This is a genomic window from Enterobacter quasihormaechei (assembly GCF_004331385.1).
Classification (GTDB): domain Bacteria; phylum Pseudomonadota; class Gammaproteobacteria; order Enterobacterales; family Enterobacteriaceae; genus Enterobacter; species Enterobacter quasihormaechei.
Map to the genome: position 1 here is coordinate 52,610 of NZ_SJON01000010.1, position 25,329 is coordinate 77,938.

Sequence of the window (25,329 nt, forward strand, 5' to 3'; positions counted from 1 at the left end):
CCTTAGAGTTGCGTCAGTTTTTGCAGCATCTGGTCGGTCGTCGACACTGCTTTACTGTTAATTTCATACGCGCGCTGAACCTGGATCATGTTCACCAGCTCTTCCGCCACGTTGACGTTAGAGGTTTCCACATAACCCTGGTACAGCAGCCCCGCACCGTTCAGGCCCGGCGTACTCTCATTTGGCGTACCGGAAGACTGCGTTTCGGTGTAGAGATTCTCGCCGATGCTTTCCAGTCCGGTATCGTTCATGAAGGTCGTCAGGTTGAGCTGGCCAACCTGGACCGGCGCCGCCTGACCCTGCTGGGTAACGCTGACGATGCCGTCACGGCCAATGGTAATGCTCAGCGCGTTCGCCGGAATGGTGATGGCAGGCTGCACCTGGAAGCCGCCCGCCGTCACCAGCTGGCCGTTCTGATCCACCTGGAACGAGCCGTCGCGGGTATAGGCAGAGGTTCCGTCCGGCAGCTGCACCTGGAAGAAGCCCTGGCCTTTAATTGCCACGTCTTTACTGTTGTTGGTCTGGGACAGGTTGCCCTGGCTGTGCAGACGCTCGGTGGCGACAGGGCGCACGCCGGTACCAATTTGCAGACCGGACGGCAGCGTGGTTTGCTCAGAAGACTGCGCCCCCGGCTGACGAATCGTTTGATAAAGTAAATCTTCAAAAACCGCACGCTGGCGCTTGAAACCGTTGGTGCTGACGTTTGCCAGGTTGTTGGCAATCACATCCATGTTGGTTTGCTGTGCGTCCAGACCGGTTTTCGCGATCCATAAGGAACTGATCATAGGGAGTCCTGTTAACTCATAGCCAGAAGTTGGTTAGCCTTGCTCGCGTTTTCATCGACGCTGCTGATGATTTTCATCTGCATTTCGAAGCGGCGGGCGCTGGCGATCATGTCGGTCATGGCTTCGACCGGTTTGACGTTACTGCCTTCCAGCACGCCGGACATCACGCGGATGGTCGGGTCGGCCTGTAAGGTGGCGCCGCGAGTGGCCTGCGCGGCCTGGGTCAGACGGAACATCCCGTCATCGCCACGCTGCACCTCATTGCCTTCCGCTTTCACCAGCTTCAGACGACCGACAGGCGCAACGGTGTTGGCCGGGTCGCCCGGATTCAACGCCGAGATGGTCCCGTCTGCCGCAATGGTCAGCTCTGACCCTTCAGGCACCGTCAGCGGACCGGCTTCGCCCATCACCGGATGCCCCTGAATCGTAAGCTGTCCGGTGGCGCTCACCTGAATATTACCGTTGCGGGTATACCCTTCTGCGCCGTCAGCCGTTTGCACCGCCAGCCAGCCGTCCTGCTGAAGGGCCACGTCCAGCGGACGCGCGGTGTAATCCATCTGGCCTGGCGTCATGTCGGCACCCGGCGTGGAGGCGGTGACCAGCGTACGCGTAGGCAATGACAGCCCTTCTACCGGCACCGCACGCAGCGCGTTGAGCTGCGCGCGAAAACCTGGCGTGGAGGCGTTTGCCAGGTTGCTGGCGGTAACAGCCTGCTGATTGAGCGTCTGGCTTGCTGCGCCCATCGCTGTATATATTGCGTGATCCATTGCGCTTTCCCGTCAGCTGCTTAACGCAGGTTAACCAGCGTGTTGAGGATCTGATCCTGGGTTTTGATGGTCTGCGCGTTCGACTGGTAGTTACGTTGCGCGACGATCATGTTCACCAGCTCTTTACTCAGATCGACGTTGGACGCTTCCAGCGCGCCGTTGGTCAGCGTGCCGAAGTTACCGGAGCCCGCGGTGCCCAGCAGGGCAACACCGGAAGACTGGGTGGCAGACCAGACGTTATCCCCTTCGGACTTCAGGCCTTCGTTGTTGGCGAAGTTAGCCAGCACGATCTGGCCCAGCACCTGGGTCTGTTCGTTCGAGTAGTTACCGACAACGGTGCCGTCATCGTTAATCTGGTAGCTCACCAGGTCGCCCGGCTTATAGCCGTTCTGGCTCGTCGCCACGATGTTGTTCGCACCGGTGTTCTGCTGCATGGAGTTCGCGAAACTCATGTCAAACGTGGCTGGCGTAGCACCTGGAACGGTACCTGTTGTGATCTTGATATCATCACCACCCGTCAGTACGCCGCTCGCGTTAAAGGTCAGCGTTGTTGCCAGCTTAGCGGTATCTCCCGCTACGCTGCCGTCCTGCGCATACACTTTCCATGAGTTAGCCGGAGTCGCGTTTTTGACATAGAACAGGTTCATGTTGTGCGCATTACCCTGGCTGTCAAACACCGTCACGGTGCCTTTCTTGTTGTAAGAGTCAGGGTTGGTCGAATCGAAGGCGACGGTTGGCGCGGTATCGGTGGAGTTCAGGTTGATCTGCTGAGAGGCCGTGGTGGTGGACTTCGCCGCCATCAGCGTCGTGGGAATGGAGATCGCCTGCGGATTCGCACCGGTTTGCACCGTAGGAGGCGTGCCGGCAACCGGGTAACCGGTTAACTGAAGCCCCTGCATGTTCACCAGATTACGGTTTTCATCCAGCTTGAACTGGCCGTTACGGCTGTAGAATACGGAACCGTTAGCGTCCACCATGCGGAAGAAACCATTCTGGCTGATGGCGACGTCCAGGCCGCGACCGGTGTTGGTGGTCGTGCCGTCGGTGAAGTCCTGGGTGATACCCGCAACCTTCACGCCCAGGCCCACTTTAGAGCCTGCAAACATATCTGCAAAAGACGCAGAACCGGATTTAAAACCATAGGTCGCGGAGTTGGCGATGTTGTTGCCAATGACGTCCAGGTTGGTGGCCGCAGCATTCAGGCCGCTGACCGCTTGAGAAAAGGCCATGACTTACTCCTGATAAGTATGAAGGCTTAGATAATCTGCCGAACTTCGTCGAGTGTGGTGGTACCGGAAGTACCCAAATCCAGTTTGTTGCCATCGCTACCCTTGATGACGCCCTGAACCAGGGCAAACTGTAGCGGCTGCGCCACCAGCTGAGTGGTGCCGTTGCTGGCGCTAATCGCAACCTGATACGAGCCGTTAGGGGCTTTGGTGCCGTCGGTCAGGCTGCCATCCCAGGTAAAGGTATGAACGCCCGCCTTAAGCTCGCCAATCTCAATCGTGCGCACCACGTTGCCGCTGGCGTCTTTGATTGTGGCGGTGACTTTGTCGGCCGGCTGCTGCAACTCAACGCCAAACGGCGTCGTGGTTGTGGTGGATGTGCCTTCGGTGGTGCTGGTGCCCGCCAGGATCGTGGTCCCGGGGATCATCACCCCATGACCGATCAGGTTGGCGGCCTGTAAGGACTGGCTGTTATCGATTTGACCGGAGACAGAGCCCAGCGTGGTGTTCAGTTTCTCAATGCCGCTGACGGTGCTGATCTGCGCAAGCTGCGTGGTCAGTTCGTTGTTCTGCATCGGGTTGGTTGGATCCTGATTTTTCAGCTGCGCCACCAGCAGGGTCAGAAAGCTGCTCTGTAAATCGGAGGCATTGCTCCCGGTAAGGGAACTGGAACCGGTCGCACTGCTGGTGCTGTTGACGCCGGTATTGGTCGGGTCATTCACGTTTACGGCGATGGACATGCGTGTCTCCTTTACTGGCCGAGAGTGAGTGTTTTGAGCATCATGCTCTTCACGGTATTAAGCACTTCGACGTTTGCCTGGTAGCTGCGTGACGCGGACATGGAGTTCACCATCTCCCCGACCACGTCCACGTTTGGCATTTTCACGTAACCGCTGGCATCCGCGAGCGGATTGCCTGGCTCGTAAACCAGCTTGTCAGGTGCCTGGCTCTCAACCACATCCGCCACCTTCACGCCGCCCGTTGCCGCACCCGGTGCAGCATCCACCTGGAAGACGACCTGCTTAGCGCGATACGGTTGTCCGTCCGGGCCGGTCACGCTGTCGGCGTTGGCCAGGTTACTGGCCGCCACGTTCAGTCGTTTGGACTGGGCTGTTAATGCCGAACCGGCGATATCAAAAATATTCAGCAAGGCCATTTACTAATTGCCCCCCTGTAGGACGGTCATCATGCCTTTGATTTGCCCGCCGAGAAGCGTCAGGCCGGTCTGGTATTGCAGACTGTTATCGGCAAACTGAGTGCGCTCCCGGTCCATGTCGACGGTGTTACCATCAAGCGAAGGTTGATCGGGAATACGGTAAAGTAAGTCGGTTGCTGGCGCGGTCATCGCCTGAGCGGGAATATGCCGTGAGGATGTCAGGGCAAGTGAGACACCCGTTCCTTCGGCACGTCCACGCTCCATCACTTTTTTAAGTTCACTGGAAAAATCAATATCGCGCGCCTGATACCCGGGAGTATCCGCGTTGGCGATATTGGCGGCTAAAATCTCCTGCCGCTGGGTGCGTAAGTTGAGCGCTTCCTGCTGAAAACGTAACGCGGCGTCGAGTTTATCGAGCATGTCTCCTCCGCTGATGAGAAAATTTCAGTTCACAGCTTAAATCTCACCCCGTCTCCCCTATCGACGGAATAAGCGCAAAATGCGTCGCTATTTATTGCGTTGATGCAAAACCACTGCGGGTAGAATTTGCTTAATTCTGGACATGGTGGAACGTGCGATGCGGACTTTTAAACGTGGCCTGGCGGCGACCCTGTTGCTTTTAAGCCCTCTGGTGCAGGCTGAGGGATTAGAGGACCAGCTCAATGCTTTCTTTGCGCAGAAGCTGGCCGGCTTCAGCGATGACGTACGCGTGACCGTGCGCACCCCGCCTAACCTTTACCCGTCCTGCGTAGCCCCGTCATTTAGCGTAACCGGCAGCACAAAGTTATGGGGCAACGTGAACGTGCTGGCGCGTTGCGCCAACGAAAAACGGTATTTACAGGTTGCGGTACAGGCGACGGGCAATTATGTTGTCGCCGCCGTTCCGATTCCGCGAGGCAGCCTGCTGCAACCTGATAGCGTAACGCTGAAGCGTGGCCGGCTGGATCAGCTTCCTCCGCGGACTATGCTGGACATTAACCAGGCTCAGGAGGCGGTCAGCCTGCGGGATGTCGCCCCTGGACAGGCGATACAGCTCTCTATGCTGCGCCAGGCATGGCGGGTAAAAGCCGGACAACAGGTGATGGTGGTCGCCAATGGCGACGGCTTTAGCATCAACAGTGAAGGAAAGGCGCTGAATAACGCCGCAGTGGCGCAGAATGCCCGGGTCAGAATGTCCTCAGGCCAGGTGGTCAGCGGCACGGTCGGTCCTGATGGGAATATTCTGATTAACCTGTAATCTTTTTAAAGATTTCGCGGCGACTGCCGATAAATATTCAACAAATGATGATGTCAGGCGCAAACGCCGCGAACCCTCGATGAGGACAACACTATGAGCATTGATCGTACATCAGCCCTGAAGCCGGTTAGCACTGTACAACCTCGCGAAACGAATGAGGCTGCACCGCAGAAAGCGCGTCTGGAAAAAACGTCGACCGCTAACAGCACCAGCGTCACGCTGAGCGATGCGCAGTCGAAGCTGATGCAGCCAGGCAGCAGCGATATCAACATGGAACGTGTTGAAGCGCTGAAAACGGCTATTCGTAACGGCGAACTGAAAATGGATACCAGCAAAATCGCTGATGCGCTGATTCAGGACGCACAGAGTTTCCTCCAGAGTAACTAACCGTATGAGTCGACTGTCAGAAATACTGGATCAGATGACGGTGGTCCTGAACGACCTGAAAACGGTGATGGACGCAGAACAGCACCACCTCTCTTCTGGTCAAATCAACGGCAGCGCGTTGCAACGCATTACTGAAGACAAAAGCTCGCTGCTGGCGACCCTGGATTATCTGGAAAAACAGCGACGCGCTGAGCAAGACGCGAAACGCAGCGCCAATGACGAGATCAACGAACGCTGGCAGACCATTACAGAAAAAACCCAGCATCTACGCGATCTCAACCAGCATAACGGCTGGCTGCTGGAAGGTCAGATTATCCGTAATCAGCAGGCGCTTGAGGTGTTGAAGCCCTATAAAGAGCCGGGTCTGTACGGTGCGGATGGTCAGACGTCTACTGCACGTATTACGGGCGGGAAAAAGATTTCGATTTGACGCAGTAGCGGCACGTCATGAAACGGGGAGCACCGTCTGGTGACTCCCCTTTTAGCGTTTATACCGTGCGGCGGGTGAACTCTTTCACCTTGAAGCCAAGCACCGCCAGCGTGGCAAAATATGCCACTACGCCCACGGCCACCACGGCCATCAGACGCATCAGGCGATATGGCATGGTGCCCTGCGCCCAGTCAGGCATCACGTACAGCATGCCAACCAGCGCTGCCGCCATCACCAGTACCGCGATCACCAGGCGCAGCAGGAAGCTTGCCCAGCCCGGCTGCGGGGTGAAGATATCCTGCTTGCGCAGCTGCCAGTACAGCAGCCCGGCGTTGAGACAGGCCGCCAGACCAATCGACAGTGACAGACCCGCGTGTTTCAGCGGACCAATAAACGCCAGGTTCATCAGCTGAGTCATGATCAGCGTCACAATGGCAATCTTAACCGGCGTTTTGATGTCCTGACGTGAATAGAAGCCGGGCGCAAGCACCTTCACGACAATCAGCCCCATCAGCCCCACCGAATAGGCCACAAGCGCACGCTGCGTCATGGCGGCATCAAAGGCGGTGAATTTTCCATACTGGAACAGCGACACCGTCAGCGGTTTCGCCAGTATCCCCAGCGCCACCGCACTGGGTAACGCCAGCAGGAAACAGAGGCGCAGGCCCCAGTCCATCAGGCGGCAATATTCATCATGATTGCCGCTGGCAAAACTTTTCGACAGCGACGGCAGCAGAATAGTCCCCAGCGCCACGCCCAGCACCCCGGACGGAAACTCCATCAGGCGGTCGGCGTAATACATCCAGGAGACCGAACCCGACACCAGGAAGGAGGCAAAGATGGTATTGATGATGAGCGAGATCTGGCTGACGGAGACGCCGAGGATCGCCGGTCCCATCTGTTTGATAACGCGCATTGCCCCCGCGTCTTTGAAATTGATGCGCGGCAGAACCAGCATGCCGATCTTTTTCAGATGCGGAAGCTGGTAGGCAAGCTGTAGTACGCCGCCGACGGTCACGGCCCAGGCCAGCGCCAGCACCGGCGGGTTAAAATGCGGCGCGGCGAACAGCGCAAAGCCAATCATGCTGACGTTGAGGAACGTGGGGGCAAAAGCCGGAACGGAGAAGCGGTTCCAGGTATTCAGGATGGCACCCACCAGCGACGCCAGTGAAATCAGCAGGATATAGGGGAAGGTGATACGCAGCAGCTGCGTCGTCAGGGCAAATTTATCCGCCGTGTCGGCAAAGCCCGGTGCCGTTACCATGATCACCCAGGGCGCTGCCAGCATCCCCAGAACGGTGACGATCGCCAGCGCCAGAGTCAGTAAACCGGAAACGTAGGCCACAAAGACGCGGGTGGCATCTTCGCCCTGCTTGCTTTTATATTCCGCGAGGATCGGGACAAATGCCTGTGAAAAAGCCCCTTCGGCAAAAATACGGCGCAGCAGGTTCGGCAGCTTAAACGCGACGAAAAAGGCGTCCGTTGCCATCCCTGCGCCAAAAACCCTTGCCACAATGGCATCGCGCGCAAAGCCAAGCACGCGGGAAAACATGGTCATCGAGCTGACGGCCGCCAGCGATTTTAATAAGTTCATTAACGTGAAGTTCCACAACCCTACGGATTTGTAGGCCGGGTAAGCGTTAGCGCCACCCGGCAAAGCCAACAAGCGGCGCTTAGTCTAACCGGATTTTAAGGAATTACTATCGGCAGATGTTACAGCGGGTTATTCCGACATCGCGTCGCGCCAGAGTCGTTCCACAATGCGTTGCGCCAGAATTGCCTGCTCGCCGGACGTTTCAGGCACCGTCTGATTTTGCACGCAGGTGATGAAGTGACGCGCGCAGCCTACAAAGCCGCGCTGCTCCAGCGTGCTCTGCCAGCCGGGAACGGGTAACGCGACCACGCCGTTGCCCTTCTCTTCCCGCCACTCACGCATATCGGTGACGTCATACAGCGCCCCATCCGTAACGGCCTGCACGGACTCGCGCTGACTGCCCGCCCGGCGGTGCATGCTGGTCGTCACCTGCACATGTTCAACGGCAAAATGATGCTCGGCGTAGACCATCTCGCCCTGCTCGTTAGTCAGCAGCGTGCCGCTTTGCAGGCGTGCATTTCCGTTACTCAGCCACAGCGCCGTATCCACAACGTGGAGATAATCATCCAGCAGCGTGAAGCGCAGATCGTTCGGCCCCACGCTATCGGTACGGTGCTTATCCATGCGCAGAGAGGCAAACGAGCCGGACTGAGCCTTGAGCTGCTGATAGAGCGGGGCGAAACGGCGGTTGAAACCGACCATCAGCGTCAGTTTTTTACGCGCAGCCAGCTCTATCAGACGTTCAGCATCCTGCACATTTTCCGCCAGCGGCTTATCCACGCAGACGTGAACGCCCGCGTTCAGCAGCTCGCTCACCACCTGATAGTGTGTTGCCGTAGAGGTATGCACAAATACCGCATCACATTCACGGGCTAAATCCTGTAGCGAACCGGCATAAGGGATGCGCCAGGTTTCGCAGATGCGCTCTGCTTTTTCACGGGTAGGCGACCACGCCCCTTGCAGCGTCCAGTCTGACGCTGCGCCTAAAACGGGCAGCCAGGCTTTTTGCGCAATCCCGCCCAGGCCTACAACGCCAATGCGTAATGTTGTCACGTTTAATCTCCCAGGTGTGCGAGTAAAGCATCCAGACGCTGCTTCAGCCCGGCAACCTCTTCTTCCAGGGCTGCCACGCGCGCGGTCAGGCTGTCGTTTGACGCTGGCGCGTCGGAGTCAGCGGCCAGCGCAGAGGTATCCACGTCGCCGCTGAACAGGTGCATATAGCGGCTTTCACGCTTGCCCGGCTCGCGGGGTAAGCGCACCACGTAAGGACCGTCCTCACGTGAGGCCAGCCCCTCCAGCGTCTGTTCAACATCCTGCATATCACGAAATTCATGCATGCGAGAGGCGCGCGTACGCAGTTCCCCCGGCGTCTGCGCCCCGCGCAGCAGCAGCGTGGTGATAACAGCCACTTCCGCAGCGCTGAGTTTTAAATCGCCAAATTCAGAATTACAAAAGCGCTGTTCATATTTAGTGACGCGATTGCCGAAGCCGCTGACGGTACGCAGGTAGTGGCGTTTCACCAGCTCGTCGAGGATATCCTGCACCTCGTGTTCGGCCAGGTTCATCACCGGCTCACGGTTCGTCTTCTGATTGCAGGCCATCGTGACGGCATTGACGGAAAGGGGATACTGTTCCGGCGTCGTGACCTGCTTTTCCAGCAGGCAGCCAATCACGCGCGCCTCGGCGCCATTTAACTGATATTTCATTTTTTCTCCTTAACGACCTGCGGTCCACTCCTGCGAGGTGAGCGCGGTGAGGACATGGTCCCGCCACTCGCCGTCAATCAGCAGGTAATCTTTGGCATAGCCCTCTTTTTCAAACCCCAGACGGGCCAGCAGATCGCCGCTGCGCTTATTGTGCGGCATATAGTTCGCCATAATGCGATGGATATGCTGCGTGCGCTGCATGTAGCGGATCGCCGCCGTCAGCGCCTCAAACATAAGCCCCTGCCCCTGCCATTTCTGGCCGATGGAGTATCCGAGGTAACAGGCGTGAAACGACCCGCGCACCACGTTTGAAAAATTGGCAATGCCCACGATCTCTTTCTCTTCCGGATCGAGAAGCGCGAAATAAAACGCGCTTCCCTGCTTGTGAAATTCCGCAATCATACTGAGGCGCGCCTGCCAGCCGGAGGGGTAACAGTGGCTCTCGTCCCGAACGGGTTCCCAGGGTTTTAAAAACTGGCGATTCTCGGCGTAATAATCCGCCAGACGCCAGGCATCACGCTCATGCACCAGACGAACGACCAGCCTGTCCGTCGTCAGACGCACTTTTGGCACATTACTGCGATAGCCAAACATCGATACCACTCCTTCCCGTCGATTCTGCTCTGCCAGTTAGCTTTACTATACCTGTGCCTGTGCCTTCTGTGAAAACAGTGACATACCATTTTGATCGCTTTTCACATTTTTCGATGAGAACTCTCTATCAAAGCACCTTTTTGATAAAAAAATATTGTCGCCAGCGGGTATGGGAAAAAGCGTGGCGGCATCGCAGAATGTTAGCGTGCTCACCTTCTGTTTTCCCTGGAGGGAAAATGTCCCGCGTATCACAGGCCAGGAGCCTGGGTAAATATTTCCTGCTCGTCGATAACATGCTGGTCGTGCTCGGCTTTTTTGTCGTTTTTCCGCTTATATCGATTCGTTTTGTCGATCAAATGGGCTGGGCGGCGCTGATGGTCGGGATCGCGCTGGGCTTACGCCAGTTTGTCCAACAGGGCCTGGGCGTGTTTGGCGGCGCCATTGCCGACCGCTTCGGCGCAAAACCGATGATTGTCACCGGCATGCTGTTACGTGCGGCGGGCTTCGCCACGATGGCCATCGCGCATGAACCCTGGCTGCTGTGGTTCTCCTGTTTCCTTTCCGGCATTGGCGGCACCCTTTTCGACCCGCCGCGTACCGCGCTGGTGGTTAAGCTCATCCGCCCGCAACACCGGGGTCGCTTCTTCTCAATTTTAATGATGCAGGACAGCGCCGGCGCGGTCGTGGGCGCCCTGCTGGGAAGCTGGCTGCTGCAATACGATTTCCGTCTGGTCTGCGCCACCGGCGCGGTGTTGTTTATTCTCTGCGCGCTGTTTAACGGTCTGTTTCTGCCTGCGTGGAAACTGTCGACAGTTAAAGCGCCAGTGCGGGAAGGGCTTAACCGCGTGCTGAGCGATAAACGCTTCGTCACGTATGTGTTAACCCTGACCGGCTACTACATGCTTGCCGTGCAGGTCATGCTGATGCTGCCGATCATGGTTAATGATATTGCCGGTACGCCGGCGGCGGTGAAATGGATGTATGCCATTGAGGCCTGCCTCTCTTTGACGCTGCTTTATCCGATTGCCCGCTGGAGCGAGCGCCGTTTCCGGCTTGAGCACCGTCTGATGGCCGGGCTGTTGCTGATGACGCTGAGCATGATGCCCATCGGCCTGGTGAGCTCACTCCAGCAGCTGTTTATGCTGATCTGCACCTTCTATATTGGCTCCATCATTGCCGAGCCAGCCCGTGAAACGCTGAGCGCGTCGCTTGCCGACGCTCGTGCCCGAGGCAGCTACATGGGGTTCAGCCGTCTTGGGCTGGCGCTTGGCGGCGCACTGGGTTACACCGGCGGCGGCTGGCTGTTTGATGCCGGAAAAGCCCTCCATCAACCGGAGCTGCCGTGGGTCATGCTCGGTATGGTCGGCTTTATGACGCTGATTGCGCTCTGGTGGCAGTTCAGCGATAAACGCAGCACGCGCGGGATGCTGGAGCCCGGCGCCTGACCTTCTGGCGGGAGGAAATTTGCCTCCCTCCACTATCAGTTTTTTCTGCTGGTTTCTGTAGGATCACCCTGACATACTGGCGTATCAGGACAGATGCGCCGATTTTATGTTGAGGAACGCCATGAAAAAGATCGTTATTGCCGCTGCGTTAGTTGTCAGTGGTCTGCTGGTGGGATGTAACCAGCTTACGCAGTACACCGTCAGTGAGCAGGAAATTAATCAGGCGCTGGAAAAACATAATAACTTTTCAAAAGATATCGGTGTACCCGGCCTTGCGGATGCGCATATCGTTCTGACGAATCTCGCCAGCCAGATTGGTCGCGAGGAGCCTAACAAAGTCACCCTTTCCGGCGATGCCAGCCTGGACATGACCTCGCTGTTCGGCAATCAGAAAGCGGACATTAAGCTGAAGCTCAAGGCGCTGCCGGTCTTTAATAAAGAGAAAGGGGCAATTTTCCTGCAAGAGATGGAAATTGTGGACGCGGTTGTGACGCCTGACAAAATGAAACCGGTACTGCAAACGCTGATGCCTTATCTCAACCAGTCGTTGCAGAACTACTTTAACCAGCAGCCCGCCTACGTTCTGAGCGAAGACAAGAGTAAGGGCGAATCTCTGGCGAAAAAATATGCCAAAGGGATAGAGGTGAAGCCGGGTGAAATCATCATTCCTTTCACCGACTAAAGTCTCCGGGCGCTCAGGCGCCCGTTTTTTTTAACGGAAGTGTGTGCAAACGAAAACGTTTCCGCTTATGATTTGTGTCCGGCAAAAACAGCCATCTTATGACTGATCTCTTTCAAGCCGGAGCTTCCATGACTGTACAATCCCAGGTTCTCAAAATCCGCCGCCCAGACGACTGGCATATCCATCTTCGTGATGGCGATATGCTGAAAACCGTCGTGCCATATACCAGCGAAATTTATGGCCGTGCGATTGTAATGCCTAACCTGGTTCCACCAGTCACCACCGTCGAGGCCGCGATCGCCTATCGCCAGCGTATCCTTGACGCCGTTCCGGCCGGGCACGATTTTACCCCGTTGATGACCTGCTACCTCACGGACTCGCTGGATCCCGATGAGGTTGAGCGCGGGTTTAACGAAGGTGTGTTCACCGCCGCGAAGCTCTACCCGGCAAACGCCACTACCAACTCCAGCCATGGGGTGACCAGCGTTGACGCCATCATGCCCGTTCTGGAGCGTATGCAAAAACTGGGGATGCCGCTGCTGGTGCACGGGGAAGTGACCCACGCTGACATTGATATTTTCGATCGCGAAGCACGGTTTATTGAAACGGTAATGGAGCCGCTGCGCCAGCGTCTTCCGGGGCTGAAGGTGGTGTTTGAACATATCACGACCAAAGATGCCGCAGAGTACGTCCGGGATGGAAACGAACTGATTGCCGCCACCATCACCCCGCAGCACCTGATGTTTAACCGTAACCACATGCTGGTGGGTGGGGTTCGTCCACATCTGTACTGTTTGCCGATCCTTAAGCGCAATATCCACCAGCAGGCGCTGCGTGAGCTGGTGGCCAGCGGCTTCCCTCGCGCGTTTCTTGGCACGGATTCCGCCCCGCATGCCCGTCACCGGAAAGAGGCGAGCTGCGGCTGTGCAGGTTGCTTCAACGCGCCGACCGCACTCGCAAGTTACGCAACCGTGTTTGAAGAGATGAACGCGCTAGAGCATTTCGAAGCCTTCTGCTCTCTTAACGGTCCACGTTTCTACTGTCTGCCGGTCAATGACACCTTCCTTGAGCTGGAGCGTAAAGAAAGCCAGGTTGAAGAGTCGATTGCGCTCACCGATGATACGCTGATTCCGTTCCTCGCCGGTGAAACCGTAAGCTGGACGGTAAAACGCTAAAAAACTGTCGCCCCCTGTTGTCAAACCGACAATATAACTGTATAAATAAACAGTATATTACACAGGGGGCATTTATGCGTATTGAAGTCACCATTGCCAAAACCACCGTCCTGCCTGCTGGCGCACTCGACGCGCTGGCGGGTGAGCTATCCCGACGTATTAACAGCACTTTTCCTGAAAACGATGGCGCCGTAACCGTACGTTATGCAACGGCAAACCATCTTTCCGTCATCGGCGGCGCGAAAGAAGACAAAGACCGCATCAGCGAAATTTTGCAGGAAACCTGGGAAAGCGCCGACGACTGGTTCATCACAGATTAAAATTTGCTCCCTCATTGTGTTTTTTTGCCGGGTCGCCCCGGCTTTTTTTCGTTTCGTCTCCTGTAAGTTCAAAATATTTCAGCATCTTCTTAGAAAATCGTGAACAAGATGGTGTTTTATTGCTCGAACAATCCTAAAAAGCATAAAAATGTGTTGCTACCCGTTTATTTTTTCCTTCTGAACCCTTATTAATTGATATACTGAAATTGCTTTCAGAAAAACATGCATTGAACCTCAAAGTCGTTGTCTTCTAACACGCATTAAGGGGGTTATAATGGAAAAGAATAGTGAAGTGATCCAGACCCATCCGCTTGTTGGCTGGGATATCAGCACCGTAGACAGCTACGATGCGCTGATGCTGCGTTTGCACTACCAGACCCCAAATCAGCAAAACCGTGATGAAGCGGAAGTTGGACAGACGCTGTGGCTTACAACAGACGTCGCCCGTCAGTTTATCTCTATTTTGGAAGCAGGCATCGCAAAAATAGAATCTGGCGACTATCAGGAAAATGAGTATAAACGGCATTAATCTTATGCCCTTCACTCAACAGGCACCCTCGCGGTGCCTTATTTATTTCGTTCTTGTATAAGCCCACATAGTTAATTACTCTGCTAACAAAGCGTTAGTAAAGAGAAGCCTATGAAATACGATTTGATCATTATCGGAAGCGGCTCCGTAGGATCTGCCGCCGGTTATTACGCCACGCAGGCGGGTCTGAATGTGCTGATGATTGACGCCCACCTTCCCCCCCATTCTGAAGGAAGCCATCACGGCGATACCCGTTTGATCCGTCACGCTTACGGTGAAGGTGAACGCTATGTACCGCTGGTGCTTCGGGCTCAGACGCTGTGGGACGAACTGGCGGCACGCACCGAGGAGCGCATTTTTGAGCGCACCGGGGTGATTAATCTCGGGCCTGCCAACTCCACGTTTCTGGCGAACGTTGAGAAGAGCGCGAAAGCCTACCGCCTGGACGTTGAGCGTCTGGATGCGAACGGCATTATGGCGCGCTGGCCGGAAATTTCTGTCCCTGAAGATTACATTGGATTGTTTGAAGCCAACTCCGGCGTGCTGCACAGCGAAACGGCCATTAAGACCTGGATCGATCTCGCTGCCAAAGCGGGCTGCGCGCAGTTGTTCAACTGTCCGGTCACGGGCATCACCCACCATGCCGATGGTTCAACCGTCACCACGTCTGAGGGTGAATATAGCGCCGCACGCCTGCTGGTCAGTGCGGGAACGTGGGTGACAAAACTGCAGCCGGACCTGCCCATCCAGCCGGTGCGCAAAGTCTTCTCGTGGTTCCAGTCTGACGGGCGTTACAGCAGCCAGAACAAATTCCCGGCGTTTACGGGCGAATTGCCCAATGGCGATCAGTTCTACGGTTTCCCTTCGGAGAAAGACGCGCTTAAGATTGGCAAACACAACGGCGGGCAGGTTATTTCCTCTGCGGAAGAGCGCAAGCCGTACGGAGCCTATCCGCAGGATGGTTCCGAAGCCTTCACGTTCCTGCGTAATATTCTGCCGGGCGTAGGCGGGTTGCTTTACGGCGCAGCGTGCACCTACGACAACACGCCGGATGAAGACTTCATCATCGACACGCTGCCCGGACACGACAATACCCTGATCGTAACCGGGCTCAGCGGTCACGGGTTTAAATTTGCGTCGGTGCTAGGCGAAATCGCCGCCCAGTTTGCGCAGGGGATTGCGCCTTCGTTTGATCTCACCCCCTTCGCGCTCTCGCGCTTTGACAGATAATACGTCCACAGGCTCCGAATAAACGGAGCCTGTTTAGCGAGAGGGGCATGATGCGCAGACTGGTGAATTATCTGATCAATAACATTCGCGAGCATTTCATGCTCTACATTGTGCTCTGGTCGCTGCTGGCGATCGTTGACGTCATCTATATCGTATTCTTTTGAGAATTCTCGCTGACATTTACTGACACTCCTTTAAGCTTATTTAACTTCTGTTTTTTATAAAAACTCATCTCAAATTTATTGAACGAAGCGATTGAATTACATCGCGCGAACACATTCAAATTCGCTGAAATAAATTAAATAAAAATCATTATTCTTTTTTTTCAGTTGCATTATTAATTTAACCCGTTCATTTTTAGTGCTCAGACATTTGAGAACGGAAATTCATATGCAATGGCGTAACTCCTCCAGCCGCTACGGAATAATATCCATGTGTTTACACTGGCTATTTGCGCTTGCCGTCTATGCCATGTTTGGTCTCGGCCTCTGGATGGTGACATTAAGCTATTATGACGGTTGGTATCATCAGGCTCCCGAATTGCACAAAAGCATTGGGGTTCTGCTGATGATGGGTCTGGTTATTCGCGTGATCTGGCGACATGTCTCTCCGCCCCCACCTGCCCCCAGGAGCCATGGTCGTTTTACCCGCATCAGCGCTGTAGGCGCACATATCGCACTCTATGCCCTGCTGTTCGCCATTCTGATCAGCGGCTATCTCATTTCGACCGCAGACGGCAAGCCGATCAGCGTGTTTGGACTTTTCGACGTCCCTGCCACGCTGGCTGACGCCGGTTCACAGGCTGACACCGCAGGTGTGGTTCATCTGTGGCTGGCATGGAGCGTGGTGATCTTATCGGTTCTGCACGGCCTTGCGGCCCTGAAACACCACTTTATTGATAAAGACGATACGCTGAAGCGCATGCTTGGCCGTTCGTCAGTTGACTCTGGAGCATAAAATGAAAAAACGCCTGTTGGGTATCGCATTAGGTTCGCTGTTATTCACCACCGGTTCGGCTGTCGCTGCTGACTATAAAATTGATAAAGAGGGTCAGCATGCCTTCGTCAATTTCCGTATTCAGCATCTGGGTTACAGCTGGTTATATGGCACGTTCAATGATTTCGATGGCACATTCACTTTCGACGAGAAAAACCCTGCTGCCGATAAAGTGAATGTCACCATTAATACCAACAGCGTCGATACTAACCACGCCGAGCGTGATAAACATCTGCGCAGCGCTGAATTCCTGAACGTGGCGAAATTCCCGCAAGCCACCTTCGCGTCGACAGCGGTGAAGAAAGACGGTGATGAGCTGAATATTACCGGTAATCTGACGCTGAACGGCGTAACAAAACCGGTAACGCTGGAAGCGAAATTAATCGGCCAGGGCGACGACCCGTGGGGCGGCAAACGCGCTGGTTTTGAAGCCGCAGGCAAAATTCATCTGAAAGATTTTAATATCACCACGGATTTAGGCCCGGCATCGCAGGACGTGGAGCTGATTATTTCGGTGGAAGGCGTTCAGCAGAAGTCATAAAAAAAGGCCCGGCAGGCTTTTGCGCCGCCGGGCATCGTTTTACTCCGGGTCCGGAATACCCAGTTTGGTATTCAGTCGACCCCGGGATTTATTAAAGATCTTATTCCCGTTCTCGCGCCCGGCACGGCGGCGTCGTTGCTCTTCTTCAGGCAGCAGACTCTCTTCACTGCACAGCTCGCTACAGCAGCCATTGTACTTCTCGGCACAGGCAGGACACTGAATAAACAGCAGATGACAACCGTCGTTTTTGCAGTTGGTATGCGTATCGCACGGCGTACCGCACTGGTGGCAGTGCGCGATCACATCCTCTGAAATTCGCTCGCCCATACGCTCGTCAAACACAAAGTTCTTACCGATAAAACGCACCGGTAAACCCTGCTCCCGGGCGCGGCGGGCATACTCAATGATCCCGCCCTCAATGTGCCAGACTTTATTAAAACCGTTGTGCTTCATCCAGGCACTGGCTTTTTCGCAGCGGATCCCCCCGGTGCAGTACATCACGATCTTTTTGTCTTTATGCTCCTGCATCATCTCTACGGCTTTCGGCAGCTGCTCGCGGAAGGTGTCGGCAGGGATCTCCATCGCATTTTCAAAGTGGCCCACTTCATATTCATAGTGGTTACGCATATCGATGAATACCGCGTCCGGATCGTCGAGCATCGCATTCACTTCAGCGGCCTTAAGGTACTCACCCACATCGCCGGCATTGAAGCTCGGATCGTCAATACCATCCGCCACAATACGCTCACGCACCTTCATGCGCAGCACCCAGAATGATTTACCGTCATCATCCAGCGCAATGTTCAGGCGCACCCCATCAAGCGCGGGATCAAACCCGTAGAGGAGATCGCGGAAGGCGCTGACCTTGCTTTCCGGCACGCTGATCTGCGCGTTAATCCCCTCTCGCGCCAGATAGACGCGGCCAAACACGTTCAGGGCGGTGAAAGCCTGGTAAAGCGCATCGCGGGTCGCCTGTGGATCGTTGATGGTGAAATATTTATAGAAAGAGATCGTTGTGCGCGGTTCGGTTTCGGCCAACATGCGCGCTTTCAACATCTCATTCGAAACGCGGTTGTGTAACACTGGCATGGTGTACAAGTCCTGCAATCGTTGAGAAATAAAAATCGGTCGGCATGATATAGCAAACAAAGACAATTTACATCCACACAATTTACGCTACATTTCAGTCAATCTGATTTATCAGACTTAACACTTGCAGACTCTTTCATGTTTCGATGACAGATATTTTGGCTATCCATTAAAAAATGAGACAATAGCCCTTCAGGACGTAAGAACACAGGACAGACATGACCCAGTTACCGAAATTTACTGCCGCGCTTTTGCACCCCCGCTATTGGTTAACCTGGTCAGGCATTGGCTTGTTGTGGCTCATTGTACAGCTGCCTTATCCGCTTATTTTCCGCATGGGTAAAGGACTGGGCCGCATTGCTCAACAGTTTATGAAGCGTCGCGCCAGGATCGCGTATCGCAACCTTGAGCTTTGTTTTCCTCAGATGAGTGAATCTGAGCGCCACGACAGGGTGGTGAAAAACTTCGAATCGGTCGGTATGGGGCTGATGGAGACCGGCATGGCCTGGTTCTGGTCGGATAAGCGCATGGCGCGCTGGACGGAAGTGGTCGGCACCGGCATGGATCCCGTGCATCATCTCCAGGCCAACAAGACTGGCGTCCTGCTGATAGGCGTTCATTTCCTGACCCTCGAAATTGGCGCACGCATGTTCGGTATGCAGGCGCCGGGTATTGGCGTTTATCGTCCTAACGACAATCCGGTGATCGATTTGATCCAGACCAACGGACGCATGCGCTCCAACAAAAGCATGATCGACCGCAAAGACCTGAAGGGAATGATCCGCGCCCTGAAATCAGGTGAGGTGGTCTGGTATGCCCCGGATCATGACTACGGCCCGCAATCCAGCGTGTTTGTCCCGTTCTTTGCGGTGGAAGAGGCCGCGACGACCACCGGGACCTGGATGCTGGCGCGAATGTCCAAAGCCGCTATCGTGCCGTTTGTGCCGCGCCGTAAGCCGGACGGTTCAGGCTATCAGCTCATCATGCTGGAGCCGGAACTCGCTCCGCCGCTCGACGACGCAGAAACTACCGCGCGCTGGATGAACGGCATTGTGGAGAAATGCATTATGCTCGCCCCGGAGCAGTACATGTGGCTGCATCGCCGTTTCAAAACCCGGCCTCAGGGCGTCCCTTCTCGTTATTAATCGACATGCGGCCTTCCGGGTCGCATGTTGTTTTAGCTTTAAAAGCTCCCGTCATTGCGGCAATCATAACCCTGGCGCATAATTAGCAGGCTTATTACCTCACTGGTCACGGTGCCCTGCACCCCATAATGCGGATAGTTATGTCCCCCTCAGATGCTCCCATAAACTGGAAACGTAACCTGACGGTTGCGTGGCTGGGCTGTTTTCTTACCGGCGCCGCCTTCAGCCTGGTCATGCCCTTCCTGCCGCTTTACGTTGAACAGCTCGGCGTGACCGGCCACAGCGCGTTGAATATGTGGTCCGGGCTGGTGTTCAGCATTACGTTCCTGTTCTCCGCCATTGCGTCGCCGTTCTGGGGTGGCCTGGCCGACCGTAAAGGCCGCAAAATCATGCTGCTGCGCTCCGCGCTCGGGATGGCAATCATTATGCTGCTGATGGGCGTGGCGCAGAACGTCTGGCAGTTCCTGATCTTACGCGCGCTCCTGGGCCTGCTCGGAGGGTTTATCCCGAATGCTAACGCTCTGATTGCCACCCAAATCCCGCGCCAGAAAAGCGGCTGGGCGTTGGGTACGCTTTCCACTGGCGGCGTAAGCGGCGCGCTGCTCGGTCCGCTGGCAGGCGGGCTGCTGGCCGACCACTACGGACTGCGGCCGGTCTTCTTCATTACCGCCAGCGTGTTGTTCCTCTGCTTCCTCGTGACGCTTATCTGCATCCGCGAGAATTTCACCCCCGTGGCCAAAAAAGAGATGCTGCACGCCCGTGACGTGCTGGCCTCGCTGAAAAACCCAAAGCTGGTGCTGAGCCTGTTTGTAACCACCATGATTATTCAGGTGGCTACCGGCTCCATTGCGCCTATTTTGACGCTTTATGTGCGTGATCTGGCCGGAAACGTCGGAAACATTGCCTTTATCAGCGGACTGATCGCCTCCGTGCCCGGCGTGGCCGCGCTGCTGAGCGCGCCGCGGCTCGGCAAGCTGGGAGACCGCATCGGCCCGGAGAAGATCCTCATCTGCGCCCTGATTGTCTCCGTTCTGCTGCTTATCCCCATGTCGATGGTGCAATCGCCGTGGCAGCTCGGGGTGCTGCGCTTCCTGCTGGGGGCTGCGGACGGCGCGTTGCTCCCGGCGGTGCAGACGCTGCTCGTTTATAACTCCACCAACCAGATTGCCGGGCGTATCTTTAGCTACAACCAGTCGTTTCGCGATCTGGGTAACGTCACCGGGCCACTGGTCGGGGCGGGGGTTTCGGCCAGTTTCGGTTTCCGGGCCGTTTTTATCGTGACGGCAGGCGTCGTGCTGTTCAACGCCGTCTATTCCTGGCTCAGCTTGTCCCGGGCGCTACGCCCGGCGCGCATAACACAACATCGTGACGGCTAATTTTCTTATTCATACTTGCAAAATCATATAATCAGCTATTCTTTCCCTGAATACCTTCACGAAAAACAGGGAGACACTAATGACCATGTACGCCACGCTGGAAGAAGCAATTGATGCCGCTCGCGAAGAATTCCTCGCCGATAATCCCGGCATTGAGGAAGAAGATGCTGACGTGCAACAACTCAATATCCAAAAATATGTCCTACAGGACGGCGATATTATGTGGCAGGCCGAGTTCTTTGCTGATGAAGGTGAAGACGGAGAATGTCTGCCGATGCTGAGTGGTGAAGGTGCGCAGGCCGTATTCGACGGCGACTATGACGAAATTGAGTTACGTCAGGAGTGGCTCGAAGAAAATACGCTGCACGAATGGGACGAAGGTGAGTTTCAGCTCGAACCGCCGCTGGATACGGAAGAAGGTCAGGCCGCAGCGGATGAATGGGACGAGCGTTAAGCTCCCGTTACTCGTACGGGCCGTGGCTGGCATCGATGGGCAGCAATAGCGTATCGAAAATCAGCGAAAACGGCAGATCGAGCACGGTGAGATAGCGCCACGCGGAATCGCGCACATCCCACTGTACGCCGGGATAGTACTGATTTCCGTGGCCCTGTCCGGGGATGGTGCGGCTGATAATGCTGCCGCAGCCGCTGAGCAGGCATGCCATCATCACGACAATGATTATTCTCATGAGTAACCTCTAAAAAAATACCGGCGATTAAGCCGGTATTTTATTTGGCGGGTAGCACTTTGCTTACCGCCCTACTTAACAACTTATTTCGCTTTCAGCGCCAGCGGGTTCAGCTTCACGTCCTTATAGTAGTTCACCCACGAAGAGTATCTCTCCGGCGCGGACCACACGCGGTAGTGAAGCCTTGCCATCGTCACCGGATCGCTCAGCAGCACCAGACGACGATCGCGGTTAAGCTTTTCTGGCGTCTCGTTCAGCGCCTGCTCAACGTGGCGATCGCGGGCGATCTCCAGCACCTGGCTGGCACGGTGACGCGCGGTCGCCATTGCGGTTGCCAGGGCGTTGAATGACGGGTTGAACACGGCGTGCATAAAACCATCATCCAGCGTGCGTTTGCGGTTCTGCTCCAGGTAGGTATCGGTATCCACCAGCACCTGCGGCGGAGAATACTCTTCCGGGATCAGGAACAGCTTCCAGCGTTTGGTACGCAGGCCCACCGTCGAACGGCTGGAGATCACCGACACAAACGGCGACAGGATCAGCGAGAAGACGATTGGCGCAAGCCAGAACAGGAAACGCAGATCCAGCCAGGCCATCCCGACAGCCCACACCAGCCCCAGCAGCAGCTGAGAGCCGTGGCGCATAAAGGCTTCACTCCACGGCGTGGAGTCATCGTCACGCTGCGGTGAATTCCACACCACTTCCCATCCCAGGAACGCGCTCACCACGAATACCGTGTGGAACAGCATACGCACCGGTGCCAGCAGGACCGAGAACAGCACTTCCAGCAGCAGTGAAAGGGTTACGCGGCAGAAACCACCGTACTCCTTCGAACCTTTACACCAGATCAGAACGATACTGAGCAGCTTCGGCAGGAACAGCAGCACCATGGTCGACGCGAACAGCGCAATCGCCAGCTCCGGACGCCATTGCGGCCACACCGGGAACAGCTGGCGCGGTTGCAGGAAGTACTGCGGCTCCGTCAGGGCATGCACGACCTGCAACGCGGTCGAGAGCGCGAGGAACATAAACCACAGCGGTGCAGAGAGATAGGACATCACGCCCGTCAGGAACACCGCCCGGTGAACAGGGTGCATCCCCTTCACCAGGAACAGGCGGAAGTTCATCAGGTTACCGTGACACCAGCGGCGGTCACGCTTGAGCTCATCCAGCAGGTTCGGCGGCAGCTCTTCATACGAGCCCGGTAGATCGTAGGCAATCCAGACGCCCCACCCTGCACGGCGCATCAGCGCGGCTTCCACAAAGTCATGCGACAGAATGGACCCGGCAAATGACCCTTCACCCGGCAGCGGCGCCAGCGCACAATGCTCGATGAACGGCTTCACGCGGATAATGGCGTTGTGGCCCCAGTAGTGAGACTCGCCCAGCTGCCAGAAGTGCAGACCGGCGGTAAACAGCGGCCCATAGACGCGGGTCGCAAACTGCTGGCAGCGCGCATACAGCGTGTCCATACCGGAGGCTTTTGGCGAAGACTGAATGATACCCGCGTTTGGGTTAGCTTCCATCAGACGCACCAGACCGCTCAGGCAATCGCCGCTCATGACGGAGTCTGCATCCAGTACCACCATATAGCTGTACTGGTTACCCCAACGACGACAGAAGTCATCGATGTTCCCGCTTTTACGCTTCACGCGGCGACGACGACGACGGTAGAAGATCTGTCCTTCGCCCTGCACTTCGGCAATCAGCTCCATCCAGGCTTTTTGCTCTGCCACGCAGATATCCGGGTTGTAGCTGTCGCTCAGGATGTAGACGTCGAAATGCGCCGCGTTACCGGTCGCCTTCACGGACTCCCAGGTTGCACGCAGCCCTGCGAATACGCGGTCAACGTCTTCGTTACAGATAGGCATGATCAGCGCGGTACGGTGCTCAGGATTCAGGGGTTCATCCCCGACCGTTGACGCGGAAATGCTGTATTTGTCACGTCCCATCAGCAGTTGCAGGAAGCCCATCAGCGCGGTCCAGAACCCGGCGGAGACCCAGCAGAACAGCACGGCGAACAGCAGAAGGATGCCGCTCTGTAAAATGTACGGCAGCAGCTGCATGAAGGAGACCCAGATATCCTGGCCAATCATGTCAGCAGGGTTAATCAGCGCCCAGCCCTGGTACGGCAGAATGGTTTTCATGTACCAGGTGGCGACGACCGTTTGCGCCAGCGTCAGCAGCAGCAGAATGTAACGACGAATCGTTCCCACGGTACGCCATTTCTGCTCGGACGCCTGCTGTTCTTTGGTCAGACGCGACAGATAGCGCGGCGTTACGTCACGCCCACGCAGGCGATCCCAGAAGCGGCCCACCGGATTGGTGCGCCACGGGTCGGGGAACATAGAGGAACGCGTGGCCTTCGGCATTGCCTGTAGCTGGTCACGCCCTTCGTCATCCTTGATCAACTGCCCTTCAGCCAGCGAGTCCGGCCATGCCTGCTCCAGACGTGCCTTCACTGACCCCAGCGGCGTATCATCATCACGGGAAAAGTGACGGTGTTCACCATCCAGCGCGGAGTGAACCGCGCGGATGTCGCTCGCAGGGAGTGCCGCTTTTTCAATGTCCGTCAGCGGCATGGCATCAATATATTCAGATGTATTATTCATTGGCAGGTAGCTGATAGCTCCAGGTTTCACTCAGCGGCTTATCGTTACTGACCAGCGCGGCGCGCATTTCAGTGGTCTGTTTCGGATCTTTCACCTTCACGCGCAGGGTCAAACGCCACCCTTTGGTCACCGGATTGTAGCGCACGGCGTTCTCAACGATTTCACCGTTATCGCCAATGCTCGCCTGTGACGTCACGGCAGTATCCGGCGCCAGTTTTTTCATATCCTGCCCGGTGAAGTCCACGATAAACGCCAGCGTGCCATCCGGCTGACGAATCAGGTTTGACTGCTTCACGTCACCCGTCGAACGACGTGTCTGCATCACGTACGCGTTATCCGGCGCGTGCAGTTTGTCTTCGTCACGGCTGAAGGTGATCGCATACTTGAAGTTCATCTCTTTACCGGCTTCCGGCAGCTGATCCGGTGTCCAGTACGCCACGATGTTGTCGTTGGTTTCATCGTTGGTTGGAATTTCAACCAGCTCAACCTTGCCTTTACCCCAGTCGCCTTTCGGCGTAACCCAGGCGCTTGGGCGCAGATCGTAGCGGTCATCCAGATCTTCAAAGCGGGAGAACTGACGGCCACGTTGCAGCAGACCAAAGCCCTGCGGGTTTTCCATCGCAAAGCTGCTGACCGCGAGGTGTTTCGGGTTGTTCAGCGGACGCCAGATCCACTCGCCGTTACCGGCATGGATGGAGAGGCCATTAGAATCATGCAGTTGAGGACGGAAGTTGGTTGCCGGAGACGGCTGATTCGGCCCAAACAGGAACATACTGGTCAGTGGTGCAACGCCCAGCTTGCCCACTTTATCGCGCAGGTAAACTTTAGACTGCACGTCAACCACCGTGTCACGCCCTGGCATGATCACGAAGCGATAAGCGCCGGTCGCACGAGGGGAGTCCAGCAGCGCATAAATTGTCAGACGTTTGTCGGTTGGTTTTGGACGTTCGATCCAGAACTCGCGAAAACGAGGGAATTCTTCACCTGATGGCAGCGCGGTATCAATCGCCAGACCGCGCGCAGAAAGCCCGTACACCTGCCCCGCGCCAATCACGCGGAAGTAGCTGGCGCCAAGCATGCTGACGATTTCGTCGTTTTTATCTTTGCTGTTAATCGGATAAAGCACCTTGAAGCCTGCGAAGCCGAGGTCTTTCACCGTGTCTTTATCGTGTTGCACATCGCCAAAATTGAAATAATCCGGGCTGTACTTGATTTTGCGTACCGCGGTCGCCGTCACTTCATTGATGGCAACCGGCGTGTCGAAGTACATACCCTGGTGGTAAAATTCAAGCTTGAACGGGGTTTTAATATTGTTCCAGTACGCTTTATCGTGATTGAACTGGATCTGCTGATAGTCCGCGTATTTCATATCGCGGAAAACGGAGGGCAGGTTACTTTTTGGCGCTTCATAGCTCTTGCCCGCCATCGATTTTGCCTGTTTTGCGACATCATCGATGTTAAAGGCCAGTGCAGATGAGGTATACAGTGACAACAGCACTGCAACACCCAACCAACGCATTTTCATCATTTGTGGTTTATGTTTCATAATAAGTAAGCACTTCCCCCTTTGTGTGCTTATATCGATCCGATCCATTTTAATGGAAACTCAGGCAATCCG

General features: G+C 55.7%; 29 protein-coding genes. 15 read left to right on the top strand and 14 right to left on the bottom strand.

Annotation, left to right across the window (positions count from 1 at the left end):
- Nucleotides 1-2: 2 nt before the first annotated feature.
- From flgG to flgB, 6 genes are read right to left on the bottom strand one after another with little or no spacing between them, the layout of a single operon-like run.
- Nucleotides 3-785 carry a flagellar basal-body rod protein FlgG gene (gene flgG / locus E0L16_RS14055; protein WP_000625853.1) on the bottom strand — a complete coding sequence of 261 codons (783 nt, stop codon included), beginning with the start codon at nt 783-785 and terminating at the stop codon, nt 3-5.
- Nucleotides 786-796: 11 nt separating this feature from the next.
- A complete protein-coding gene (locus E0L16_RS14060; protein ID WP_063449073.1) occupies nt 797-1,552 on the bottom strand; it encodes a flagellar basal body rod protein FlgF in 756 nt (251 codons plus the stop codon).
- Between the two features lie 20 nt (nt 1,553-1,572).
- Nucleotides 1,573-2,781 carry a flagellar hook protein FlgE gene (gene flgE / locus E0L16_RS14065; RefSeq protein ID WP_063449074.1) on the bottom strand — a complete coding sequence of 403 codons (1,209 nt, stop codon included), beginning with the start codon at nt 2,779-2,781 and terminating at the stop codon, nt 1,573-1,575.
- Between the two features lie 26 nt (nt 2,782-2,807).
- Entirely contained in the window at nt 2,808-3,518 is a 711-nt protein-coding gene (gene flgD, locus E0L16_RS14070; RefSeq protein ID WP_131637184.1) for a flagellar hook assembly protein FlgD, read from the bottom strand.
- An 11-nt stretch (nt 3,519-3,529) separates the two neighbouring features.
- Nucleotides 3,530-3,934 carry a flagellar basal body rod protein FlgC gene (flgC, locus tag E0L16_RS14075; protein ID WP_003857997.1) on the bottom strand — a complete coding sequence of 135 codons (405 nt, stop codon included), beginning with the start codon at nt 3,932-3,934 and terminating at the stop codon, nt 3,530-3,532.
- Between the two features lie 3 nt (nt 3,935-3,937).
- Complete coding sequence (gene flgB / locus E0L16_RS14080) at nt 3,938-4,354, bottom strand: flagellar basal body rod protein FlgB (protein ID WP_131637185.1); 417 nt, start codon at nt 4,352-4,354, stop codon at nt 3,938-3,940.
- A 157-nt stretch (nt 4,355-4,511) separates the two neighbouring features.
- On the opposite strand from flgB, the gene flgA reads away from it, so the two are divergent.
- The 3 genes from flgA to flgN all read left to right on the top strand — a co-directional run bounded on the left by flgA (nt 4,512) and on the right by flgN (nt 5,988).
- A complete protein-coding gene (flgA, locus tag E0L16_RS14090) occupies nt 4,512-5,171 on the top strand; it encodes a flagellar basal body P-ring formation chaperone FlgA (RefSeq protein ID WP_131637186.1) in 660 nt (219 codons plus the stop codon).
- Nucleotides 5,172-5,264: 93 nt separating this feature from the next.
- The gene (flgM, locus tag E0L16_RS14095; protein ID WP_063449077.1) at nt 5,265-5,558 is read left to right on the top strand and encodes a flagellar biosynthesis anti-sigma factor FlgM; all 294 of its coding nucleotides are present in this window, start codon (nt 5,265-5,267) and stop codon (nt 5,556-5,558) included.
- 4 nt (nt 5,559-5,562) lie between these two features.
- Nucleotides 5,563-5,988, top strand: coding sequence for a flagella biosynthesis chaperone FlgN (gene flgN, locus E0L16_RS14100; RefSeq protein WP_112791708.1), 426 nt, complete (start codon nt 5,563-5,565; stop codon nt 5,986-5,988).
- 58 nt (nt 5,989-6,046) lie between these two features.
- On the opposite strand, the gene murJ is transcribed toward flgN, so the two are convergent.
- From murJ to rimJ, 4 genes are all read right to left on the bottom strand, one after another.
- Nucleotides 6,047-7,582, bottom strand: coding sequence for a murein biosynthesis integral membrane protein MurJ (gene murJ, locus E0L16_RS14105; RefSeq protein ID WP_063449079.1), 1,536 nt, complete (start codon nt 7,580-7,582; stop codon nt 6,047-6,049).
- Between the two features lie 129 nt (nt 7,583-7,711).
- The gene (locus E0L16_RS14110) at nt 7,712-8,635 is read right to left on the bottom strand and encodes a Gfo/Idh/MocA family protein (protein ID WP_112791707.1); all 924 of its coding nucleotides are present in this window, start codon (nt 8,633-8,635) and stop codon (nt 7,712-7,714) included.
- Between the two features lie 2 nt (nt 8,636-8,637).
- The gene (locus E0L16_RS14115; RefSeq protein ID WP_131637187.1) at nt 8,638-9,288 is read right to left on the bottom strand and encodes a YceH family protein; all 651 of its coding nucleotides are present in this window, start codon (nt 9,286-9,288) and stop codon (nt 8,638-8,640) included.
- A 9-nt stretch (nt 9,289-9,297) separates the two neighbouring features.
- Nucleotides 9,298-9,882 carry a ribosomal protein S5-alanine N-acetyltransferase gene (gene rimJ, locus E0L16_RS14120; RefSeq protein WP_131637188.1) on the bottom strand — a complete coding sequence of 195 codons (585 nt, stop codon included), beginning with the start codon at nt 9,880-9,882 and terminating at the stop codon, nt 9,298-9,300.
- Between the two features lie 236 nt (nt 9,883-10,118).
- On the opposite strand from rimJ, the gene mdtH reads away from it, so the two are divergent.
- From mdtH to E0L16_RS14165, 9 genes are all read left to right on the top strand, one after another.
- On the top strand, nt 10,119-11,327 hold the full coding sequence (mdtH, locus tag E0L16_RS14125) for a multidrug efflux MFS transporter MdtH (RefSeq protein WP_131637189.1): 1,209 nt from the start codon (nt 10,119-10,121) through the stop codon (nt 11,325-11,327).
- 121 nt (nt 11,328-11,448) lie between these two features.
- Complete coding sequence (locus E0L16_RS14130; protein ID WP_063866351.1) at nt 11,449-12,009, top strand: lipoprotein; 561 nt, start codon at nt 11,449-11,451, stop codon at nt 12,007-12,009.
- 128 nt (nt 12,010-12,137) lie between these two features.
- On the top strand, nt 12,138-13,184 hold the full coding sequence (gene pyrC, locus E0L16_RS14135) for a dihydroorotase (RefSeq protein ID WP_131637190.1): 1,047 nt from the start codon (nt 12,138-12,140) through the stop codon (nt 13,182-13,184).
- Nucleotides 13,185-13,258: 74 nt separating this feature from the next.
- On the top strand, nt 13,259-13,504 hold the full coding sequence (gene dinI / locus E0L16_RS14140; protein ID WP_063866349.1) for a DNA damage-inducible protein I: 246 nt from the start codon (nt 13,259-13,261) through the stop codon (nt 13,502-13,504).
- A 274-nt stretch (nt 13,505-13,778) separates the two neighbouring features.
- On the top strand, nt 13,779-14,033 hold the full coding sequence (bssS, locus tag E0L16_RS14145) for a biofilm formation regulator BssS (protein ID WP_015570838.1): 255 nt from the start codon (nt 13,779-13,781) through the stop codon (nt 14,031-14,033).
- 111 nt (nt 14,034-14,144) lie between these two features.
- A complete protein-coding gene (solA, locus tag E0L16_RS14150; RefSeq protein WP_112791703.1) occupies nt 14,145-15,263 on the top strand; it encodes an N-methyl-L-tryptophan oxidase in 1,119 nt (372 codons plus the stop codon).
- Nucleotides 15,264-15,313: 50 nt separating this feature from the next.
- On the top strand, nt 15,314-15,427 hold the full coding sequence (locus E0L16_RS14155; RefSeq protein ID WP_063449457.1) for a YceO family protein: 114 nt from the start codon (nt 15,314-15,316) through the stop codon (nt 15,425-15,427).
- Between the two features lie 226 nt (nt 15,428-15,653).
- Nucleotides 15,654-16,220, top strand: a complete 567-nt coding sequence (locus E0L16_RS14160; protein WP_107535103.1) for a cytochrome b — start codon at nt 15,654-15,656, stop codon at nt 16,218-16,220.
- A 1-nt stretch (nt 16,221) separates the two neighbouring features.
- Nucleotides 16,222-16,800 carry a YceI family protein gene (locus tag E0L16_RS14165; protein ID WP_063449087.1) on the top strand — a complete coding sequence of 193 codons (579 nt, stop codon included), beginning with the start codon at nt 16,222-16,224 and terminating at the stop codon, nt 16,798-16,800.
- 39 nt (nt 16,801-16,839) lie between these two features.
- Here E0L16_RS14165 and trhO read toward each other — a convergent pair whose 3' ends face one another.
- A complete protein-coding gene (trhO, locus tag E0L16_RS14170; RefSeq protein ID WP_131637191.1) occupies nt 16,840-17,889 on the bottom strand; it encodes an oxygen-dependent tRNA uridine(34) hydroxylase TrhO in 1,050 nt (349 codons plus the stop codon).
- A gap of 218 nt (nt 17,890-18,107) precedes the next feature.
- Here trhO and E0L16_RS14175 point away from each other — a divergent pair, with 218 nt between their 5' ends.
- The 3 genes from E0L16_RS14175 (at nt 18,108) to E0L16_RS14185 (ending at nt 20,864) form a co-directional block, all read left to right on the top strand.
- Complete coding sequence (locus E0L16_RS14175; RefSeq protein WP_131637192.1) at nt 18,108-19,034, top strand: Kdo(2)-lipid IV(A) acyltransferase; 927 nt, start codon at nt 18,108-18,110, stop codon at nt 19,032-19,034.
- 140 nt (nt 19,035-19,174) lie between these two features.
- Nucleotides 19,175-20,410: a multidrug efflux MFS transporter MdtG gene (mdtG, locus tag E0L16_RS14180; protein ID WP_064910749.1), complete on the top strand. Its 1,236-nt coding sequence runs from the start codon at nt 19,175-19,177 to the stop codon at nt 20,408-20,410.
- Between the two features lie 79 nt (nt 20,411-20,489).
- The gene (locus E0L16_RS14185) at nt 20,490-20,864 is read left to right on the top strand and encodes a MysB family protein (RefSeq protein ID WP_107535100.1); all 375 of its coding nucleotides are present in this window, start codon (nt 20,490-20,492) and stop codon (nt 20,862-20,864) included.
- A 7-nt stretch (nt 20,865-20,871) separates the two neighbouring features.
- On the opposite strand, the gene E0L16_RS14190 is transcribed toward E0L16_RS14185, so the two are convergent.
- The 3 genes from E0L16_RS14190 to mdoG form a co-directional block, all read right to left on the bottom strand.
- The gene (locus E0L16_RS14190; RefSeq protein ID WP_063449091.1) at nt 20,872-21,099 is read right to left on the bottom strand and encodes a YceK/YidQ family lipoprotein; all 228 of its coding nucleotides are present in this window, start codon (nt 21,097-21,099) and stop codon (nt 20,872-20,874) included.
- A gap of 83 nt (nt 21,100-21,182) precedes the next feature.
- Nucleotides 21,183-23,711 carry a glucans biosynthesis glucosyltransferase MdoH gene (mdoH, locus tag E0L16_RS14195; protein ID WP_131637193.1) on the bottom strand — a complete coding sequence of 843 codons (2,529 nt, stop codon included), beginning with the start codon at nt 23,709-23,711 and terminating at the stop codon, nt 21,183-21,185.
- Nucleotides 23,704-25,257 carry a glucans biosynthesis protein MdoG gene (mdoG, locus tag E0L16_RS14200; protein ID WP_063866342.1) on the bottom strand — a complete coding sequence of 518 codons (1,554 nt, stop codon included), beginning with the start codon at nt 25,255-25,257 and terminating at the stop codon, nt 23,704-23,706. The genes mdoH and mdoG overlap by 8 nt, the downstream gene beginning before the upstream one ends.
- Between the last annotated feature and the right edge of the window lie 72 nt (nt 25,258-25,329).

Coding starts and splice junctions, on each gene's coding strand:
- flgN (WP_112791708.1), top strand. CDS start 5,563: ATGAGTCGACTGTCAGAAATACTGGATCAGATGACGGTGGTCCTGAAC.
- flgG (WP_000625853.1), bottom strand. CDS start 785: ATGATCAGTTCCTTATGGATCGCGAAAACCGGTCTGGACGCACAGCAA.
- murJ (WP_063449079.1), bottom strand. CDS start 7,582: ATGAACTTATTAAAATCGCTGGCGGCCGTCAGCTCGATGACCATGTTT.
- mdtG (WP_064910749.1), top strand. CDS start 19,175: ATGTCCCCCTCAGATGCTCCCATAAACTGGAAACGTAACCTGACGGTT.
- E0L16_RS14060 (WP_063449073.1), bottom strand. CDS start 1,552: ATGGATCACGCAATATATACAGCGATGGGCGCAGCAAGCCAGACGCTC.
- flgE (WP_063449074.1), bottom strand. CDS start 2,781: ATGGCCTTTTCTCAAGCGGTCAGCGGCCTGAATGCTGCGGCCACCAAC.
- E0L16_RS14190 (WP_063449091.1), bottom strand. CDS start 21,099: ATGAGAATAATCATTGTCGTGATGATGGCATGCCTGCTCAGCGGCTGC.
- mdoH (WP_131637193.1), bottom strand. CDS start 23,711: ATGAATAATACATCTGAATATATTGATGCCATGCCGCTGACGGACATT.
- mdtH (WP_131637189.1), top strand. CDS start 10,119: ATGTCCCGCGTATCACAGGCCAGGAGCCTGGGTAAATATTTCCTGCTC.
- flgC (WP_003857997.1), bottom strand. CDS start 3,934: ATGGCCTTGCTGAATATTTTTGATATCGCCGGTTCGGCATTAACAGCC.
- pyrC (WP_131637190.1), top strand. CDS start 12,138: ATGACTGTACAATCCCAGGTTCTCAAAATCCGCCGCCCAGACGACTGG.
- E0L16_RS14130 (WP_063866351.1), top strand. CDS start 11,449: ATGAAAAAGATCGTTATTGCCGCTGCGTTAGTTGTCAGTGGTCTGCTG.
- trhO (WP_131637191.1), bottom strand. CDS start 17,889: ATGCCAGTGTTACACAACCGCGTTTCGAATGAGATGTTGAAAGCGCGC.
- E0L16_RS14165 (WP_063449087.1), top strand. CDS start 16,222: ATGAAAAAACGCCTGTTGGGTATCGCATTAGGTTCGCTGTTATTCACC.
- mdoG (WP_063866342.1), bottom strand. CDS start 25,257: ATGAAACATAAACCACAAATGATGAAAATGCGTTGGTTGGGTGTTGCA.
- E0L16_RS14160 (WP_107535103.1), top strand. CDS start 15,654: ATGCAATGGCGTAACTCCTCCAGCCGCTACGGAATAATATCCATGTGT.
- E0L16_RS14185 (WP_107535100.1), top strand. CDS start 20,490: ATGACCATGTACGCCACGCTGGAAGAAGCAATTGATGCCGCTCGCGAA.
- dinI (WP_063866349.1), top strand. CDS start 13,259: ATGCGTATTGAAGTCACCATTGCCAAAACCACCGTCCTGCCTGCTGGC.
- bssS (WP_015570838.1), top strand. CDS start 13,779: ATGGAAAAGAATAGTGAAGTGATCCAGACCCATCCGCTTGTTGGCTGG.
- E0L16_RS14175 (WP_131637192.1), top strand. CDS start 18,108: ATGACCCAGTTACCGAAATTTACTGCCGCGCTTTTGCACCCCCGCTAT.
- solA (WP_112791703.1), top strand. CDS start 14,145: ATGAAATACGATTTGATCATTATCGGAAGCGGCTCCGTAGGATCTGCC.
- rimJ (WP_131637188.1), bottom strand. CDS start 9,882: ATGTTTGGCTATCGCAGTAATGTGCCAAAAGTGCGTCTGACGACGGAC.
- flgB (WP_131637185.1), bottom strand. CDS start 4,354: ATGCTCGATAAACTCGACGCCGCGTTACGTTTTCAGCAGGAAGCGCTC.
- flgM (WP_063449077.1), top strand. CDS start 5,265: ATGAGCATTGATCGTACATCAGCCCTGAAGCCGGTTAGCACTGTACAA.
- E0L16_RS14155 (WP_063449457.1), top strand. CDS start 15,314: ATGCGCAGACTGGTGAATTATCTGATCAATAACATTCGCGAGCATTTC.
- flgA (WP_131637186.1), top strand. CDS start 4,512: ATGCGGACTTTTAAACGTGGCCTGGCGGCGACCCTGTTGCTTTTAAGC.
- flgD (WP_131637184.1), bottom strand. CDS start 3,518: ATGTCCATCGCCGTAAACGTGAATGACCCGACCAATACCGGCGTCAAC.
- E0L16_RS14115 (WP_131637187.1), bottom strand. CDS start 9,288: ATGAAATATCAGTTAAATGGCGCCGAGGCGCGCGTGATTGGCTGCCTG.